The 17996-nt window shown below is 46.5% G+C and carries 19 protein-coding genes; 7 read left to right on the forward strand and 12 right to left on the reverse strand.

Annotation, left to right across the window (positions count from 1 at the left end; all coding sequences use genetic code 11):
- Positions 1 to 7: 7 nt before the first annotated feature.
- Complete coding sequence (locus ACHKAR_RS12990) at positions 8 to 868, reverse strand: lysophospholipid acyltransferase family protein (protein WP_395417709.1); 861 nt, start codon at positions 866 to 868, stop codon at positions 8 to 10.
- 76 nt (positions 869 to 944) lie between these two features.
- On the opposite strand from ACHKAR_RS12990, the gene ACHKAR_RS12995 reads away from it, so the two are divergent.
- Both ACHKAR_RS12995 and ACHKAR_RS13000 read left to right on the forward strand, forming a co-directional pair.
- Complete coding sequence (locus ACHKAR_RS12995; protein ID WP_395417710.1) at positions 945 to 1775, forward strand: 3-keto-disaccharide hydrolase; 831 nt, start codon at positions 945 to 947, stop codon at positions 1773 to 1775.
- Positions 1776 to 1947: 172 nt separating this feature from the next.
- Entirely contained in the window at positions 1948 to 2814 is an 867-nt protein-coding gene (locus ACHKAR_RS13000) for a Cbp1 family collagen-binding glycoprotein adhesin (protein WP_395417711.1), read from the forward strand.
- 54 nt (positions 2815 to 2868) lie between these two features.
- Here the strand turns inward: ACHKAR_RS13000 and ACHKAR_RS13005 are convergent, their stop codons facing one another.
- Positions 2869 to 3927, reverse strand: coding sequence for a 3-deoxy-D-arabino-heptulosonate 7-phosphate synthase (locus tag ACHKAR_RS13005; RefSeq protein ID WP_159584878.1), 1059 nt, complete (start codon positions 3925 to 3927; stop codon positions 2869 to 2871).
- A gap of 187 nt (positions 3928 to 4114) precedes the next feature.
- Here ACHKAR_RS13005 and ACHKAR_RS13010 point away from each other — a divergent pair, with 187 nt between their 5' ends.
- Both ACHKAR_RS13010 and ACHKAR_RS13015 read left to right on the forward strand, forming a co-directional pair.
- Positions 4115 to 4525: an OsmC family protein gene (locus ACHKAR_RS13010; RefSeq protein WP_255465555.1), complete on the forward strand. Its 411-nt coding sequence runs from the start codon at positions 4115 to 4117 to the stop codon at positions 4523 to 4525.
- A gap of 1 nt (position 4526) precedes the next feature.
- Positions 4527 to 5489 (forward strand): carbon-nitrogen hydrolase family protein, encoded by a 963-nt coding sequence (locus ACHKAR_RS13015; protein WP_395417712.1) that lies wholly within the window; start codon positions 4527 to 4529, stop codon positions 5487 to 5489.
- Between the two features lie 49 nt (positions 5490 to 5538).
- Here ACHKAR_RS13015 and ACHKAR_RS13020 read toward each other — a convergent pair whose 3' ends face one another.
- Entirely contained in the window at positions 5539 to 5730 is a 192-nt protein-coding gene (locus tag ACHKAR_RS13020) for a cold-shock protein (RefSeq protein WP_159584877.1), read from the reverse strand.
- Positions 5731 to 5840: 110 nt separating this feature from the next.
- Here ACHKAR_RS13020 and ACHKAR_RS13025 point away from each other — a divergent pair, with 110 nt between their 5' ends.
- Entirely contained in the window at positions 5841 to 6416 is a 576-nt protein-coding gene (locus ACHKAR_RS13025; RefSeq protein ID WP_395417713.1) for a collagen-like triple helix repeat-containing protein, read from the forward strand.
- 101 nt (positions 6417 to 6517) lie between these two features.
- Here the strand turns inward: ACHKAR_RS13025 and ACHKAR_RS13030 are convergent, their stop codons facing one another.
- The 4 genes from ACHKAR_RS13030 to ACHKAR_RS13045 all read right to left on the reverse strand — a co-directional run bounded on the left by ACHKAR_RS13030 (position 6518) and on the right by ACHKAR_RS13045 (position 10761).
- Complete coding sequence (locus ACHKAR_RS13030) at positions 6518 to 7153, reverse strand: peroxiredoxin (protein WP_159584875.1); 636 nt, start codon at positions 7151 to 7153, stop codon at positions 6518 to 6520.
- Positions 7154 to 7318: 165 nt separating this feature from the next.
- Positions 7319 to 9244, reverse strand: a complete 1926-nt coding sequence (locus ACHKAR_RS13035; RefSeq protein WP_159584873.1) for an OmpA family protein — start codon at positions 9242 to 9244, stop codon at positions 7319 to 7321.
- A gap of 66 nt (positions 9245 to 9310) precedes the next feature.
- On the reverse strand, positions 9311 to 9976 hold the full coding sequence (locus ACHKAR_RS13040) for a low molecular weight phosphatase family protein (protein WP_395417714.1): 666 nt from the start codon (positions 9974 to 9976) through the stop codon (positions 9311 to 9313).
- A 44-nt stretch (positions 9977 to 10020) separates the two neighbouring features.
- Entirely contained in the window at positions 10021 to 10761 is a 741-nt protein-coding gene (locus ACHKAR_RS13045) for an NUDIX hydrolase (protein WP_159584871.1), read from the reverse strand.
- A 91-nt stretch (positions 10762 to 10852) separates the two neighbouring features.
- Between ACHKAR_RS13045 and ACHKAR_RS13050 the strand changes: the two genes are divergently transcribed.
- Positions 10853 to 13228, forward strand: coding sequence for a glycoside hydrolase family 3 N-terminal domain-containing protein (locus ACHKAR_RS13050; RefSeq protein ID WP_395417715.1), 2376 nt, complete (start codon positions 10853 to 10855; stop codon positions 13226 to 13228).
- A gap of 115 nt (positions 13229 to 13343) precedes the next feature.
- Positions 13344 to 14024: a hypothetical protein gene (locus ACHKAR_RS13055; RefSeq protein WP_395417716.1), complete on the forward strand. Its 681-nt coding sequence runs from the start codon at positions 13344 to 13346 to the stop codon at positions 14022 to 14024.
- Positions 14025 to 14027: 3 nt separating this feature from the next.
- Here the strand turns inward: ACHKAR_RS13055 and ACHKAR_RS13060 are convergent, their stop codons facing one another.
- From ACHKAR_RS13060 to ACHKAR_RS13080, 5 genes are read right to left on the reverse strand one after another with little or no spacing between them, the layout of a single operon-like run.
- Complete coding sequence (locus ACHKAR_RS13060) at positions 14028 to 14498, reverse strand: GNAT family N-acetyltransferase (protein ID WP_395417717.1); 471 nt, start codon at positions 14496 to 14498, stop codon at positions 14028 to 14030.
- A 29-nt stretch (positions 14499 to 14527) separates the two neighbouring features.
- On the reverse strand, positions 14528 to 15652 hold the full coding sequence (locus ACHKAR_RS13065) for an ABC transporter permease (RefSeq protein ID WP_395417718.1): 1125 nt from the start codon (positions 15650 to 15652) through the stop codon (positions 14528 to 14530).
- On the reverse strand, positions 15649 to 16752 hold the full coding sequence (locus ACHKAR_RS13070; RefSeq protein ID WP_395417719.1) for an ABC transporter permease: 1104 nt from the start codon (positions 16750 to 16752) through the stop codon (positions 15649 to 15651). The genes ACHKAR_RS13065 and ACHKAR_RS13070 overlap by 4 nt, the downstream gene beginning before the upstream one ends.
- The gene (locus tag ACHKAR_RS13075) at positions 16749 to 17495 is read right to left on the reverse strand and encodes an ABC transporter ATP-binding protein (protein WP_395417720.1); all 747 of its coding nucleotides are present in this window, start codon (positions 17493 to 17495) and stop codon (positions 16749 to 16751) included. Before ACHKAR_RS13075 ends, ACHKAR_RS13070 begins: the two co-directional genes overlap by 4 nt.
- Positions 17485 to 17994 carry an ATP-binding cassette domain-containing protein gene (locus tag ACHKAR_RS13080; protein ID WP_395417721.1) on the reverse strand — a complete coding sequence of 170 codons (510 nt, stop codon included), beginning with the start codon at positions 17992 to 17994 and terminating at the stop codon, positions 17485 to 17487. The genes ACHKAR_RS13075 and ACHKAR_RS13080 overlap by 11 nt, the downstream gene beginning before the upstream one ends.
- Positions 17995 to 17996 lie beyond the last annotated feature (2 nt).

A 17996-nucleotide genomic window follows, 5' to 3' on the forward strand; every position in this document is an offset into this window, starting at 1 on the left:
TTTTGTTTTAGGGTTTCTTTAGTTTCCAACGCTTGTGTGTCCAAAGCCAGTATTCTGGGGACTCATGGATTTGCTGCTCCAGCAGATGAGTCATTCGCTCGGTGATAGCCCCCTCATGAGCTTCAGGTGCATTGGCCTCTATTAGCTCAAATCGCAGCTCATAATGCCCTCTTTTGACCTTGCGGGCACTTCCGTAGACCACTGTGTAATGATAGTCTTTGGCATATTTCTCGGCACCGAAGTGCACTGCCGTGTCCTGACCAAGAAAGCGGGTCCAGTATACCTTCTGACTTTTTCTCGGGCTTTGATCGATGGCAAAGGTGGTGACCGTAAGGTGATTTTTGTAGTGTTCAAAGGTTTCTTTCACCTTTTTCTTAGGCACCAGCACCAGTCCAAATTTTGAACGTGATTCGGAGAATTTTTTCTCAAAAAAAGCATTGGTAAGTGGAGTGTAAATACCCAGTAACTGGTGGGGAATCTGAGGGTCTGTGGCTACAGCAAAAAGCTCCCAGTTGTTGTAATGACCACCTACCAGCAGGGCACTTTTGGATTGCAGGGCCAGTGCGTCGAGTACTTCAGGGTTGACCACTTTGAATCGCGCGATGGCTTCTTCCTTTGAAATACTAAAAAGTCGGACAGATTCGGCTAAGAGGTCGCAAAAGTGGCGGTAAAATTTCCAGGCGATCGCTCGGATTTCCTCATGAGGTTTATCAGGGAATGCAAGGGAGAGATTACTGAAAACCACTTTTTTCCGATAGGTGAGCCCGCACCGCATGATTAGGTACAGCAGATCTGACAATACATACAACGCCCACATCGGGAGAAACGAGAGGGGTTTGATGATGAGGTAATAAAATATCCTTGCCATGGGAGCGCCAAAGTAATAAAGAACCGCATTTTCAATAGGTTTCTTTAGATTTAATGATCCAATAAAAACTCAATTCATGAAAACACTTTTTTCAATTTTCTTCATCACACTTTCAGCCACACTGGTGGCGCAGGACATACCTCAGCCCAACTGGGACGAACTCAATAAGACCAAACCCTGGGAAATCACCGAGCTCTACAAGGACGTACCCACCGTTACTCCCCGCGCCAACTCAGGAGCACCCTCAGATGCTATTGTGCTATTCAATGGGAAAGATCAAAGTCAGTGGCAAAAGGCTCAGTTTGGATCTCCGGTGAAAATGGATGGTTTTAAGGTCATGATTCCTCTGATCGATCCCGATTACAAAGGAGCGCCGGCTGAATGGACGATCATTGGAGATGCCCTGGAAGTGGCCCCTGGCACCGGAGCCATTGCTACCAAAAAAGCTTTTGGCGATGTGCAGCTTCACCTGGAATGGAGAGCCCCCAAAATGCCGGCTGATAAAACAGGCCAGGCCGGAGGAAACAGCGGAGTGATATTCATGGGGATGTATGAAGTACAGGTACTCAATGGATATGAAAATCCCACTTATAGCAACGGTCAGGTAGGGTCTGTCTACAAGCAGCACATTCCATTGGCCAATGCCTCTACCCAACCCGGGGAGTGGCAGACTTATGATATCATTTTCATGGCACCCAAGTTTTCTGAGAAAGGCGGGGTGGTAAGTCCGGCCAAAGTGACTGTTCTTCACAATGGAATCCTCGTTCAGAATAATGTGGAACTTTTGGGTCCTACCTGTTTCATCGGCACCCCCTATTACATAGCGCATCCTGAGAAGCTGCCATTGGTACTACAGGATCACAGTGACCGCATGCAGTTTAGAAACATATGGGTTCGTGAATTGTAGCTCACACAAATCTCTCTGAGATTGCTATTTTTTTTGAATTATTTTCCTTTCAAAAGCCTCCAAAATGATCCATTTGGAGGCTTTTTTGATAGAGGGATTTTTTAGTTGATTTCTGTGTTGAAATAACTGAACCCTCATATGATTGTTGCGTATATGCATCATCTCTAAAAAAATGAAAACGAAAATTATAGGAATCGCACTCATCGTATTACTGGGCAGCTGTAATACCAAGGTGAAGAAGGAAAATGAAAACCTCAAAGCGGAAACGTTGAAGCTGAAGCAGGAAAATGAGACGTTTCAGTCTCAAAACAAGAAACTTAATGCCTCTATAGAAGGGTATAAAGTGTTTTTGAAAGAAGTGGATGAAAACCTGAAGTCTATTGATGTCAATGCGACCATGGTGGGTAAAGTGGGTAAAGATGGAAAAGGCAACGCGGACACCAAAGAGATGATAAGGGCACGGATTGCTTCCATCAAAGCTTTGATGGATAACTCCAAGCTGAAACTGATCGCGCTGGACAGAAGCCTGAATGAGATGAGGAAAAAATACGGTGACCAGAGTGAGGAAGTTTTGGCCCTCAACAATGAAATCAAGGCTCAGGCTCGAATGCTTTTAGAAAAGGAGGCGGAATTTGTAGTACTGAAAAGTGAATTGGAAGCAGACGTGGAGGAGCTGGAGCTGGCTTATGAGAAGCAGTTGGCTCTTACACAGGAGTTAAATAATATCCTGAATCGCGCCTATTATTTTGCTGGATCTTCCAAGGACTTGAAGCAAAAAGGAATCGTGGATAAAGAAGGTGGATTCATTGGCCTTGGTCAGGTGAAGGTACTCAATGCCAATAGCGAAGATCAATTGTTTTCTGCTATCAGAAAGGACAGCACCAGTGCTTTGGAGTTTAACGCCAAATCGATCAAGCTCATCACCGAGCATCCCGAAGGTAGCTACAGCCTTACTTCTACCAAGGATAAAACTCAGCTGGTGATTTCGGATAAAAAGCTCTTTTGGAAGAGCACCAATTACCTGGTGGTGCAACTCTGAGTTGACAAGTCGAATTGAACAAAAAAGGCTGCCATTCGGCAGCCTTTTTTGGTTTTATACTGTTACAGGGAGCTCTTTCTTATAGTGCTTCCTGATTTCCCAGATCTGGTGGATGTCCTGGATCAGCTTTTTCAATACATCCGGAGTGATGGCTTGTTTAGGGTCATCACCAATACCTTTTTTAGGATCGCAGTGTGATTCCACAATCACCCCATCGGCTCCATAAGCCATGGCGGCCATGGCGGCAGAAGGTACATACTTGGCTCTACCCACCGAATGCGAAGGATCCACAATCACCGGTGCCCATGTTTTTTCTTTCAGGAGCGGTGTGATGCATTCGTCAGGATAATTTCTATATCCGTCCATAGTAGGTGATGTACCTCTTGGGCAAAGCATCACGTCCGGGTTGCCACCTGCCGCGATGTACTCTGAGGCCGCAATGAATTCATTGACAGGGCCCATACCCATAGATCTTTTAAGCAACACCGCGATTTGCTTATCGGCAGTTTCCTGACCTACTTTTTTGAGCAGGGAGTAGTTCAGTGCGTTTCTTGCACCGATCTGCAGAATATCTACACCTGCCTCCACAGCGATGGACAGCTGATGCTCATCCATCACTTCAGTGTCCACGGGCAAACCAGTTTGCTCTTTGGCTTCAATCAATATTTTCATGGAAGCATCGTCACCCTGAAATGCGTAAGGCATAGTTCGTGGTTTCCATACCCCACCTCTGATAGCCGCTGCTCCCGCTTCCTTCATGGCGTGTGCCGACTCGATAAACAAGTTGGGATTTTTTGGGTCGATGGTACAATGACCAGCGATGATAAACGGAGCTTCACCAAGAATTATGTTCCCGATCTTAATTTTATGGTGTGCCAGCTCAGATTTAATGTCCATTAATTTAAATGGAGTATCCACTGCATCAAACCTGTCGATATAATCCAAACCGAGAATACGGGTGACCATGATGGTTTCCCGCTCATCACCCAGCACCGCATATATCGTTCTGTGGTGTCCTTCTATTGGTTGTACTCGACAGCCGTACTCTTCTACGATCGAAACGACCTCTTCAAACTGCTCTTTTGTTAACTTTGGCTCCTTTGGAATAATCATGACCCTGACTTTGTTACTATTGAATCGGCAAAAGTAAGTCACTCAGGACATAAGCCAAGAAGATTGGGGAAAATGTTACTTATAAATGGAAATATTTAGGATCAACCGAATATTTGCCGCCGTAAATTTTAAAAATCACAAAAAGGACAAAACATTAAACTAATTAGCATAACCGAGTATGAGCACGATGAAAATTAAGATGGGTTTTAAATCCGACCAGGAATATTTTGCAGTGAATGAATCCGGCAATAGGATAGAAATAGACATGTTGGCCGCTGAAGATAAAAAGGCCATGTCGCCTATGCAGCTCCTTCTTGCGGGGGTGGTTTCCTGTGCGGCTGTTGACCTGGTGGCCATGGTGAAGAAAAGAAGGAAAACCCTCGTGGCGTTTTCTGGTGAAATAGACGGTACGAGACGTGAGGAGTACCCCAAGAAATTTACAGATATCCATGTGAAGTACACATTCACTTCACCGGATTTGCAGGAGGAAGAGGCCGAGAAGCTGGTGAACCTGGCGGTAGAAAAATACTGTTCGGTGGCAGCTACGATCAACGAATCCACCAAGATTACCCATAGCCTGGAGATTTTGAGACCGTGAGATGAGCCAGTCTGATCTACTCAAAATAGCCATTGCGCAGATCGCACCGGAGTGGCTTCATCGGGAAGCCACTCTGCAGAAGGTAGTTCACTGCGTCAAAGAGGCTGCTGGCAGCGGAGCAGGGCTTGTGGTTTTTGGAGAGGCTCTGGTGCCGGGGTATCCTTTTTGGGTGGAGAAGACAGACGGAGCAGTTTTTGAAAGTGCGATTCAGCAGGAGATTTTTGCTCATTATGTGAATGAGGCCGTTTGTATAGAGCATGGGGATTTGGATAGCCTGTGTGCAACTGCCTCTGAGTGTAAAATTGCCATCTATTTAGGTGTCATTGAGCAGCCTCGAGACAGGGGACGAAGCCTGTATTGTACGCTGGTATACATAGATCAACAGGGTATCATTCAATCTGCTCACCGCAAAGTAATGCCCACTTATGAAGAACGGCTGGTGTGGGCCATGGGTGATGGAAATGGTCTGGTAACTCATTCATTGGCTCCATTCACAGTAGGTGGACTCAATTGCTGGGAGAACTGGCTGCCTTTAGCCAGGGCTACTTTATATGCTCAGGGCGAAGATCTACATGTGTCTGTTTGGCCGGGTAATGACCGCAATACCAGGGATCTCATTCCGATGATTGCCAGGGAATCAAGATCATATGTGGTGGCAGCCTGCGGACTTTTTACAGATAAGGACATCACGGATGATTTACCACAGTCTCATTTGATGAAGGATCAAATGAGCGGAACATTGGCCAACGGCGGAAGCTGCGTGGCAGCACCGGATGGTAGCTGGCTGTTAGAGCCAGTGATCGATCAGGAAGGGATCTTCTATGTGGAGATTGATCATCAGAAAGTACGGGCAGCCAGACTGAGTTTGGATGTATCCGGGCACTACAGTCGACCTGATATCTTTCAGCTGGAAGTGAATCAGCAAAGGGCCTCTATTTTGAAAAAGCCACAAAAAAACCCCTGACGTTAAAGTCAGGGGCCAGCAATGATTAAAATACTTTTATGATTAATTATTAAGCAAGCTTAACATCAACTGCATTTAATCCTCTTTTACCTTCACGCAACTCGAAGGTTACTTCGTCATCCTGTCTGATCTCGTCGATAAGACCGGATACGTGTACGAAGTATTCTTTTTCTGATCCATCTTCTTTAATGAAACCATAACCTTTAGAATCATTGAAGAATTTTACTTTTCCAGTACTCATTGTAATAAAATAAATTGTTAAAAATTGGATCAAATGTAGTGAATAAATTCTTTCAAACCACAAAGTGGAACAATGTTTGGTAAAGTCTACCTGAATCAAACATTAATATTATGAAAGCTACCGTACAATTTTTCGCATTAGGCCTACTGGTGATGCTAAGTTCTTGTTACTCAGAGACCAGTATTGGACCACAGGGTCCCACAGGTCCTCAAGGCCCTATCGGTCCCAAGGGAGCTGACGGTCAGTCGGGGTTCGTTTTTGAATGGGAAAACATCAACTTCACAGCTCCCGACTATGAAGTAATACTGGCTTATCCGGACAACTTCGAGGGGTTTGATTCTGACGTAGCACTGGTCTATTTTTTATGGGATACTTATACCAATGCCAATAATGAAGTGGTGGAAGTATGGCGCCAATTGGATCAGACGCTAATCACCGATGATGGGCTGCTGATCTACAACTACGACCACTCTAAATATGATGTGAGGTTATTTCTGGATGCTGAGTTTCCGCTGGATTGGCTGGGAGCAATAGATACGGATGCCTGGATAGCCAGGGTAGTGGTGGTGCCCGGCGAATTCTGGAATTCGGGTCGAGTGGATTTCTCGGATTACGCGGCAGTAGAGGCAGCTTTGGGATTGCCAAATCTCACCCAGGAGAGAGCAATTACAGATAGGAGAGAATGAAAGACTTTACATACTCAAACAAAAGGCGCCCGCAAAATTGAAAATTTTGCGGGCGCCTTGTTTTCAGTCAATCCAATTTGGATGAATAGCCTTTTAAGAGCTTATTTATCTGGTTGAGGAGTCATCCTCAAATAAGGCTTAATGATGGTGTGTCCTTTCGGGAATTTTGCCGGAATGTCTTCCGTCTTGATCGCCGGTGTGATCACCACATCCTGTCCCTGTATCCAGTCTGCAGGAGTAGCCACACTGAAGTTGGCAGTCAGCTGCAGAGAGTCAATGACCCTCAGGATCTCCGCGAAATTACGTCCGGTGCTGGCCGGGTAGGTGAGCGAAGCCTTGATTTTCTTATCTGCACCAATGAAGAATACCGAACGAACGGTCGCAGTAGCGGAGGCATTTGGGTGGATCATATCATATAGATTGGCCACCACTCTATCCGGATCAGCAATGATCGGGAAGTTTACTTCGGTGTTTTGCGTCTCATTGATGTCTTTGATCCAGCCCTGGTGAGACTCCAGATCGTCCACGCTCACTGCCAGAACTTTCGTGTTTCGCTTGGCAAATTCCGGTGCCAACTGGGCCGTTCTTCCAAGCTCTGTGGTACACACAGGGGTATAGTCAGCAGGGTGTGAGTAGAGGATTCCCCAACTATCTCCCAACCATTCATGAAAATCAATCGCACCTTCAGTGGTTTCCACCTGAAAGTTGGGTGCATCATCTCCAATTCTTAAAGCCATAATTTGATGTAAAGTTTATTATTGAAAATTTAGGTTTGGCAAGTTTAACGCCGCTCCTCTAAAAGAAGTTTACGTAAACCGTATAATTATTGGAAAACTTAATGCTGAGGGAAACAATCAATCAAATATCATGGATTTATGCATACGATGTTGTGATGATTGAACTCAAAACTCTACGATTTCAAATTCCGTTCGGCGGTTTTTGGCGCGACCTTCCTCCGTGCTATTGTCGGCGATGGGCTGTGTTTCTCCATAACCTTTGGCTTTGAGGCGGGTTTCTTCAATTCCCGCCAGTTTCAGATATTCCATCACGGCATTGGCTCTTTTTTGTGAAAGAGAAAGGTTGAGTTCATCTGATCCCAGGTTATCCGTGTGGCCACCTACTTCTATGATCATGGTGGCATTGTCCTTTAATAAGTCCGCGGCTTTGTTGAGCTCTACATAGCTGATGGGTTTAAGTTCCGCTCGCCCACTTTCAAAGAATATATTGTTCAGTACTACCTTGGTTCCCTTCTCAATTGGCTCGAGCATGATATTGAGGCTGATCTCCTGATAGGTGGTATCCTTAGGTAATTCAAAACTCTGCGAATAAAAGAAAAAGCCCTTACTGCTAGCCGAAACGCTGTAGTCTCTGCCGGCAGGCAACACCACCAGGTATTCGCCACTGGATGAGTTGCTTTTGTTGACACTGATGAGCTCTCCTGAGTTGATGTCTTCTATGAGCACCACTGCTTCCAGCGGTGCACTGGTTTTGGCATTGGACACGATCCCCTGTACCACCACGGTTGGCTTGGGTTTCAGGTGATCAGGAAGTTCTATCTGAAAGATTTCATAGTCTTCTCCATTTAGCCGTGAGGAAGAGAAATAACCCATGCCCTCTGCCGATATACTAAAGTTGGTGTCATCCCCGGAGGAGTTGAGCGGAGCACCCAGGTTGATGGGTTTGGACCATTTACCATTTTCAAAAATGCAATAGAAGATGTCCATTCCTCCAAATCCCGGGTGGCCGTTGCTGGCATAGTAGAGGGTTTTACCATCGGGCGCCAGGTAGGGGCTGTTTTCGTTGAAAGGTGTATTCACTGTACCTCCCAGATTTTGCGGGACGCCCCATTCGCCCAGATGATTTTTTTCCACCATATAGATATCAGAGCCGCCATAGCCACCCGTTCTTGCGGAGGTAAAGATGATGCGGTTACCGTCCGAACTAATGGTAGGCTGCGAGTCCCAGTCGTCACTATTGACCACATTTCCCATATTCATGGGTTCGGACCAATCAGTGCCTACGAGCTGGGTAATGTACAGGTCACAATTGCCGATGCTCTCTTTGTCTCCACAGCGCACATAGACCATCATTTGTCCGTCGCCGGTAAATGCCGATCCAAAATCATCCCCCATGGAATTCAGTGGTTCTGGAAGTAGTTTCGGAGCACTCCAGGTGCCGTTTTCGAGGATGGAAAAATAAAGGTCTTCGCCAAAATCCATCATGCGCGTACTGTCGTCCAGGTTGTCAAATCCGCCCTGCCGCACACTGGTGAAGTAGAGTCTTGTGCCTGTAGGGTTCACCTGCGGCATGTAGTCTCCCGATGGGCTGTTGATTGCACTCAGGGGCACAGGGTCCGTCATGCTCTTTGGAAGCATTCTCAGGCCGGGACTTTCTCTGGCGTATACCAGTTTGGTAAGAGCCTGGTGTCTGCTGAGCTGATCTTTTGGTTTATTGGGATACTTTTCTAAAAATGCTGTTGCCGCATTCTGTGCGTCTGGTAGTTTGTCCAGTTCGATCAGTGCTCTGCACGCCTCGTAGTAAAACCACGGGTTGTAATTGGGGTTGAGCGCTTTGAGTCTGGAAAAAGAGTAGACGGCTTCTTCCCACCTTCTGGCGTAGTTGAAGGTGAGCCCTAGTTGATACCAGGCGTCCTGATAGTCGTTTTTCAGATTGACCGCTTCTTTGAAGTCAGCAATGGCTTTGTCCAGATTACCCTGGCTCAGTGCTTTGTTGCCATTCAGAAATGATACTTTAGGATCCTGTGCCTGCACAGTGATCGTGAGCATCATACAGATAGATAGTGCTAGTGGTTGGATGAGTTTTTTCATGGTTCTAAGAATGATTCAAGAAATTACTTAATTAATCCCATAAACCAAAGTCTAACTCAAACCATGTCACTTTAAGACCCGAAGTAACTTATCCATGATACCGGCATCATGTGGATGGGCGCTACTTTCGGCAAGCTGATAGGTGGTGAATTGCCCACCATATACCCGGGCCTTGGCGTGTTTTTCTGCCCCTTCGGCCAGTAGGAGATTCACCATTTCAGGCAGGTTGTCGGGGACCACCTGCCTTCTCATTTCCACACCATTGCTACCGCAGTATATGAGTAGTGTGGCCTGGTGTCCAAATGGTGACCTGGCTTTGATCAATTCCGGATGAGTGCGGAGTAATTGACTCAGGTGCTCCACCTCTCCACCCAGTAGCAGATCTACCGCTTTTTCAAATTCCAGGTTGAAAGAATTTTCAGAATGCCGCTCTACCTCTTCCCAATCCTCAAACCCATGGAGTCTGGCCACCGTGGTACGTGCGTCCAGCATGGTAAAGGCATAGTTGAATATTTCACTTATGCTTTTACCTGCGAACTGAGGGAGGCCATTGCGGATTTCCACGAAGGCAGCATGGAGGTTGGTTCGGTGTGCATGTAACAGTTTTTCGGCCGAAGCGGTCAAAAAATCAATCACCAAAGGTGTGGCCGATAAGTCCTCTGTGAGGTCTGAATAGAGCTCCTGAATAGAGGATATATCCTCATGAATGTAAACGTGAGATGCAGGCGGCATTTCGTAAGTAACAAAATTTATCCCTGTAAATCAAGAGGTTAGGGTTACCACCCGGATTGTAATCCGCTCAGTATAGCGTTGTTGTACTTTTCCTTGTCAAACTTATAAAGCAGCGGTGCCTTATGAGCCCCTCCCTTACGCTGAAGGTCAGTTTGAATCAGAATATCGTAACTCAGCATTTTCCTTCTGAAGTTTCTCCTGTCCAGGGACTTCTCCAGTACGGTTTCATACAGGGCTTGTAGCTCTGGCATGGTAAAGTGCTCGGGTAGAAGATTGAGCCCTATTGGTTGATCATTAAGTTCTTTTTTCAGAGTTTGGTGAGCTTTTTTCAGGATTTGAGCATGATCGAGCATCATTGGCGGAAGGTCACTGAGTGGCCGCCAATCGCAGCGCTCGCTGGTGAGGTCAGGAGTGGGGGCCTTCACCCGAGAGTATTCTACCAGTGCATAATACCCCACGGTAACAAATCGTTGATCAAACCATCCTTTCAGTTCCGGTGGGATCACCCCTTTTTTGACCATGGTGTCGGAGTGGCTCGGTTCGATCCTATCGACATCTCCAAAGAGGTGAAATTGCTTGAGGAAAATATGATCCAGACCAGTTCGCTTTTTTAATACACGTACGGCTTCAGAGTCTACGTCTTTATCCTTCTCCACAAATCCTCCTGGCAATGCCCACCGGTCGTCCTTTTTGAGCTTCAGAAGTAAAACCTTCAGCTCGTTTTCGTGAAATCCAAAAATCACACAGTCAATAGATAAACCAGGGTGGAAATTTTCTGTCTGCATACGCACTTATCCTTTTCGCAGGCAAAGTTGATGAAAAATAATGATTAAGTATTATGTTTGTGTCATAACGACGCAATAAGGAAACATAGCTATGAATAAATTTTATACCCTCAGTCTGCTCATCCTGTTGGGATGCGGCACTGAAAATCAGGAGTCAACCTATTCTGATTTAAATAAAAATGGGAAAATGGATCTCTATGAGAATCCCAAAGCTTCCCTCGATGAGCGTGTGGCTGATATCATGCCACGGCTTTCTCTCGAAGAAAAAGTGGGGTTGGTCGTGGGCATGGGTATGAACATTCCTGGTATGTCCATGGCAGAGCGTAAGGATAAAGTGCAGGGTGCAGCGGGCAGTACCTTGGAACTTCCATCTTTGGGTATTTCGTCTATTGTGCTGGCAGATGGGCCTGCGGGATTGAGAATAGACCCTGTTCGTGACAGTTTGGATAACAACACTTACTACTGTACTGCATTTCCGATCGCGACGGTACTGGCTTCCACCTGGAATCCTGATCTCGTGAACCGGGTGGGACAGGCTATGGGCAATGAAGTGAAAGAATATGGGGTAGATGTTTTGCTGGCTCCGGCTATGAATATCCACAGAAATCCTCTGGCGGGTAGAAATTTCGAATATTTCTCAGAAGATCCGGTATTGAGTGGGAAGATGGCGGCCGCCATTGTGAATGGAGTAGAGTCAAATGGTGTAGGTACCTCTGTGAAGCATTTTGTAGCCAATAATCAGGAGACTAACAGAATGCAGATCAACACTATAGTGAGCGAGCGGGCGATCAGGGAAATCTATTTGAGAGGATTCGAAATTGCAGTGAAGGAAGCCCAGCCCTGGACCATCATGAGTGCTTATAACCAACTCAATGGAACGTACGCTTCACAGAATGGTGAGCTTCTAAATACTGTATTGAGAGAAGAGTGGGGCTTTGAGGGCCTGGTGATGACTGATTGGTTTGCGGGTAAAGATGCGGTGGCACAGATGAAGGCGGGGAACGATCTCTTGATGCCCGGAAGACCAGATCAGCGCCAGGCCATTCTCGCAGCTGTATCGGATGGGGTGTTGAATGAGGCCGTGCTGGATGAGAATGTTCGTCATATTTTAAAGATCGTATTACAGTCTCCATCATTTTTAGGATATGCTTATAGTGATCAGCCAAACCTCAAGGCCAATGCTGAATTGGCACGAGAAGCAGCTGCAGAAGGGGTGGTTTTGCTTAAGAACGATGATATATTGCCTCTGAAAGACCCCAGTATAAAAATTGCCGCCTTTGGAAATGGTTCTTATGATTTTATTGCAGGAGGGTCGGGTAGTGGTGACGTGAATGAGGCCTACACTGTTTCCCTGGTTGAGGGGCTGGGCCGAGCTAAGTACCTGGTGAGTGGGGCACTTAGGGAGGATTATCAAAAGTATATCGCACAGGAGAAGGCCAAGCAGCCGGAAAAGAAATTTTTCTTTGAGTTACTTCCACCCATAGCGGAGCGACCCTTGCAAAAGGCAGAAATAGCCGCCCATGCAAATGAAAGTGATCTGGCACTGATCACGATAGGTAGAAACTCTGGTGAGTTTCAGGACCGAACACTGGAGGGCGATTATTACCTCACTGATGGTGAAAAGGAGCTTATTCGCAATGTATCGGCCGCTTATCATGCGGTAGATAAAAAGGTGGTATTGGTGCTCAATATTGGCAATGTGATCGAAACAGCCAGCTGGAGGGATCAGGTAGATGCGATTGTGCTGGCATGGCAAGGGGGGCAGGAGGCTGGCAATGCACTGGCGGATGTGCTGATTGGTGCAGTTAACCCGAGTGGAAAATTGCCTACTACCTTTCCGATGGCCTATGAAGATATTTTAAGTACCAAAAACTTTCCGGGTGAAGCACTGCCTGGCGCAGAAGAAGTGATGATGGGGCCTATGTCGCTGGGCAAGGCTTCGGAGGTGGTATACGAAGAGGGGATTTATGTCGGATATCGATATTTCACAACGTTCGGGGTGAAAACAGCATATCCATTTGGATATGGACTTTCGTACACCTCATTTTCTTATGACGGGCTTGCATTGGGTTCAGAGTTTTTTCAAGAAAGGATGTTTGTGGCGGTGGAGGTGATCAATACCGGCGATACTCAAGGAAAGGAATCTGTGCAATTGTATATCACTGCTCCGGGGACTTCTATGGATAAGCCTGCGCTTGAGTTGAAAGCTTTTTCAAAAACCAGGGTTCTAAAGCCCGGTGAACGTGAAGCACTCAACTTCAGTCTTGATGCCCGGGATCTCGCTTCATTTGACAGTGACCGCTCAGTATGGGTGGTAGAACCCGGTGAATATAGTGTGAAAATAGGGGCTTCCAGTGAAGATATAAGAGCAGAAGCCAAATTTCAGGTGGTTGAAGAAATCATCGTGGAAAAAGTAAATAAGGTGTTGGTTCCGAATAGGGCCATTCAGGAAATCACCAGGAAATAGTTGTTGTTCAAATTAGTAGATTGAAGGCCCGGCTCGGAGAGCCGGGCCTTCTTTTTGTCCCAACGAATTATTAGATTGAAGTGTCTTTTTTGAAATCCAATTAAGATACACAGCCATGACCTCCACCCGCCCATTATTCCTTGTACTCCTGATGTCTTTGATTGTCTGGACTTCCTGTGAGTCTGAAGATGCTGCAGATGTCAATCAGCAGCGAATTGAAACCAATTATACACTTGCTTATAATGCCGGAGACCGTAAAACCACGGCCTCTGCGAGTTTTTTGTTTGGCTCTACTTTTTTGAAGATCAACTCCCCGAGTAGTATCACTTTTGATGATGATCGTATGAAGGAAACCGAGATCCTGGGGATAGTAGATTATCAGAAGAGCTATGGTACAAAGGTGCCCAGCGGTACTTTTGTTTATACCAACAATGATGGTGTGGTGTATAGAAATACCTTGTCGCTGCCTGCTGATATTGATTTGCCGTCCTCTTTGACCGAACTATCCATTGCAGAAGGAGCCAGGATTACCTGGGAGGGAGCACCTCTGAAGTCAGGTGAAACCATCACTTTTCACCTATCAGGTGATGGGGGTGATTTTTATGCTTCCATAGGCCTGGTCAACGCCACCTTCATTGAAATCGATTCTGCGGATATTCAGGCGACCTTGTTGGGACAATGCGGAATGAGCATATCCAGATCTTTTTCAGGTTCTTTGGCAGAAGCCACAGAAGAAGGAGGAGTGGCACATTCACAGATCACTTCTGAAACCTATGCGGTGAATGTGGTGGACTAGGGTTTAAAGCTGATTTCTCCATCGCATCTTTACGGCAGAGAGTTTTGGAGTCTCCAGTCGGGTGAGGTTCAGTATTTCAAACCCATTTTTTAAGTAAAAAGTAACCGGAGAAAGGTAAGGCTGGCCATTGGATTTTTTGTAGTCTTCATGATCAATTACCCAGCCATTCAGGGTGTCATGCTTTTGTTGAGCTCGCGAAAGCAGCTGTGAACCTAGCCCCTGACCTTGTACGTCAGCACTCAGAATCATTGCAAACCATTTTTCAGCATCCCGCTCGAAAGTAAAGAACCAGCCCACGGTTCGGTTCTGGTCGTCTATCACCAGCAGATGATTGTGATTAATCAGGTTTTGGAGGTAGGCATCAAAATCCGCTACAGTGGTCACAGCAAGTGTGGTTGGATATTCTTTGTTCCAAAGTGCCATTACAGCTTCCTTTTGGGCTGTGTTGAGGGCTGTGGTTTCGAGGAAGGTCATATCTCTTGATCTTCCTCAAAAGTAGAAGATTACACGGTCTTTCGGTAATTCCAAATAGCCAGTCCATTGATGATTATGGCATACAATCCGATAACCACGAATTGGAGGCTAACATCCTGGAAGACTGCCCCCTTCAGCATGACCAGACGAATGACTTCTATGAAATATCGAATGGGATTGATGAGTGTCAGGTTTTGAGCCCATGGAGGCATGTTTTCGATCGGCGTGAATAGCCCACTCATCAGGATAAAAATCACCAGAAAAAACCAGGATATGAACATGGCTTGCTGTTGGGTATTGGTGAAGGTAGAAATGAGCATCCCAAGGCCGAGGATCATGACCAGGTAGATCGCCGTGAATCCATAGATAAGAAAAAGACTTCCTATGATGGGGACATGAAAGGCCAGCTTGGCCACCACCAGACCAACAGTGAAGATGAATAGTCCAAGAATCCAAAGTGGGATCAGTTTTCCAGCAATGAACTGATACTTTCTGATGGGGGTGACGTTCAGTTGCTCAATGGTTCCCAGCTCCTTCTCACGCACGATGTTCATGGCGGATATGAACGCCCCGATCATGGTGACAAGCATCACCAGAATACCGGGAACCATGAAAGTCTTATAGTTGAGGTGCTGGTTGTACCAAAAGGAATAGGTGGGCACGATGGAAGGCATGGATGCGGCTTGTATGTGAATGTTGGTTCCATAGTTGGCCAGCCAATCACGACTGAAATCCTGAATCAGCAGATTGGCGTAGTAAGTCCCCAGTCCGGCCTTGGTGCCGTCTATGGCATCAGCAGTCAGTTGGATATCAGCATGTCCTTCTGTGAAAAGGTTGTGTTCAAATTCCTGAGGGATGTGGATCACCAAATCTGTTTTGCGCTGCTCCAGGGCCAGATCCGCAGCTTTCGGAGAAAAGGATTGATCGACCAGCTGAAAATAGTCGGATGCCTGAATTTTCTGAAGCAGCATCCTGCTGGAGGTACTCTGGTCATCATCCATCCAGAAAACGCGCACATTCCTGATTTCGAAATCTGCGGCATAGGACAGTATGAATAGCTGGATCACAGGCATCACCAGTATGAGCGGCAAGATGCTTTTGTTTCGGAATATCTGTAGGAATTCCTTTCTGATAAGAAATAGTATAACCCTCATTCCAGTCTGATTTTGAATTTTCTAACACTTACGGCAATAAAAAAGAGGATGAATCCAAACATGATCAGGATCTCCTTCCAAAGGAGCAAGAATCCGGATCCTTTGAGCATGATGGATTTCACAGCGATGATAAACCACCTGGCGGGGATGATATTGGAAATGACCTGCAGGGGCAAGGGCATATTTTCTATCGGGAAAATGAATCCTGAGAGCAAAATGGTAGGCAACATCAGCCCCATTAGTGAGAGGAGCAGTGCCGTTTGTTGATTGGGTGAAACGGTGGAAATAAGGATGCCAAGCGACAGTGCCAGGAGAATGAATAGTAAGGTCACCCCGAGGAGCAAGCCGAGGCTCCCCAGGATGGGCACACCGAACACAAATTTGCCAAGGGTGAGAATGAGCACGGCATCCAGAAAGGACAGCAGGACATAGGGCACCACCTTGGCCAGGATAATCTGTGCGGGCTTCATGGGTGAGGCCAGCAGTACCTCCATCGTGCCGGTTTCCTTTTCCCTTGCGATGGAGATAGACGTCATCATGGCTGATACCAGCATCAGCAGAATGGCGATAAGTCCGGGCACGAAATAATAAACGCCGTTGAGTTCCGGATTGTAGCGCATTTGTGACTGCACATTGATTAATGGGGTACTCTGTTGGGGTATTAAGTTCCGGGTATAATCCAGTATGATGGCCTGCGCATAATTGACTACCGTACTTGCCGTGTTGGGGTCGGTGGCATCTGCAATCAGCTGGATATTGGCCTGGCCATCTTTTTCTAACCTTTGTCCAAAATCACTTTCGAAAACCATCACCAGCTTGGTTTGACCATCCCTGAAAATGTCTTCGATTCCGGCTGGAGAGTTGATTTGTCCGGAAAGAGAAAAATAGGGGGAGGCCAATATTTTTTCCTGAATGGCCAGGGTCTGTGGGTCGTTGGAATGGTCGAAAAAGGCCACTCGGGCCTCTTTGAGTTCATTGGTAATGGCAAAGCCAAAGAGCATGATCATGACTGTGGGCATCCCGATCAGAATAACCAGTGTACGCTTATCCCGCAGGATGTGGTAAAACTCTTTCGTGATAAATGCTGCGAATCGTTTCATTGTCCTATCGGTTGGGTATGTCGTGCTACTTTGATGAACACCTCGTCCATGTCTTTGGCCAGAAATTGTTTTTTGAGATCATCCGGGGTGCCCAATGCGGTGATTTTTCCATCTACCATCATGGAAATTCGATCGCAATATTCAGCCTCGTCCATGTAGTGGGTGGTGACAAAAATGGTTTTGCCCAAGTCGGCAGCTTCATAGATAAGGTCCCAAAACTGCCGCCTGGTAATAGGGTCTACTCCCCCGGTAGGCTCATCCAGAAAGACAATTTGCGGATCATGAAGCATGGCCACCGAGAAGGCTAGCTTTTGCTTCCACCCCAATGGCAGCGCGCTGATGAGCTCATGCTCGGAATCTGTCAGAGCCAATCTGGAAAGGAGTTCGATTCGTTTTTCCCTGATGTGACGGGTACTAAGGCCATAGATTCCTCCAAACAGCTCGATGTTTTCTTTCACAGTGAGGTCAGCATAGAGGGAAAATCGCTGACTCATATAGCCAATGCTGCGTTTGACGCTTTCCGCCTGAGTGAATACATCACAACCAGCCACCGTGGCTTTGCCGGAAGTAGGTTTCCAGAGCCCGGTAAGCATTTTCATGGCGGTGGTTTTCCCTGCACCATTGGCACCCAGGAAACCAAAAATTTCACCACGATAGACATCAAATGAAATGTCATTGACCGCATGGAAGCTGCCAAAGGTCTTCATGAGATTTTGGACGGAAATTACGGCTTCATGAGTCATGGCTGGTCATTAGTTTCATGAATGAATCTTCTATGGAAGGTGAAATTTCTTCTATGGTAATATCGGAGTGTCCTTGTGCCAGAAGTGAGAGGAGCAACTCCTCGATATCCATCTGCTGGCGGCTGTCAGTGTAGTGGATGCTGGAGCCAAAGGAATACGCAGACTGGCAGTGCTCAAAGGACTTCAGTGCATTGAGTAGTGCCCGCTTATTACCTCCTTTGATGGCATAGAGATGCCTTCCGAAGGTTTCATTAATATTTTCCGGGGTATCCACAGCCAGTATTTCGCCAGCCTGGATTAGCGCCACTCTTTCGCAAAGTGAGGCTTCATCCATATAGGGTGTGGATACGAAGATGGTCAGTCCGCCGGCATTGAGTGTTTTGAGCATTTCCCAAAACTCCTTTCGGGAAACCGCATCTACGCCGGTGGTGGGTTCATCCAGAAAGAGAATCTCTGGCCGGTGGATCATGGCACAGCAGAGTGCCAGTTTTTGTTTCATAC

Origin of the sequence: Marinoscillum luteum (assembly GCF_044005705.1) — a bacterium.
In the GTDB taxonomy this organism is placed as follows: Bacteria; Bacteroidota; Bacteroidia; order Cytophagales; family Cyclobacteriaceae; genus Marinoscillum; species Marinoscillum luteum.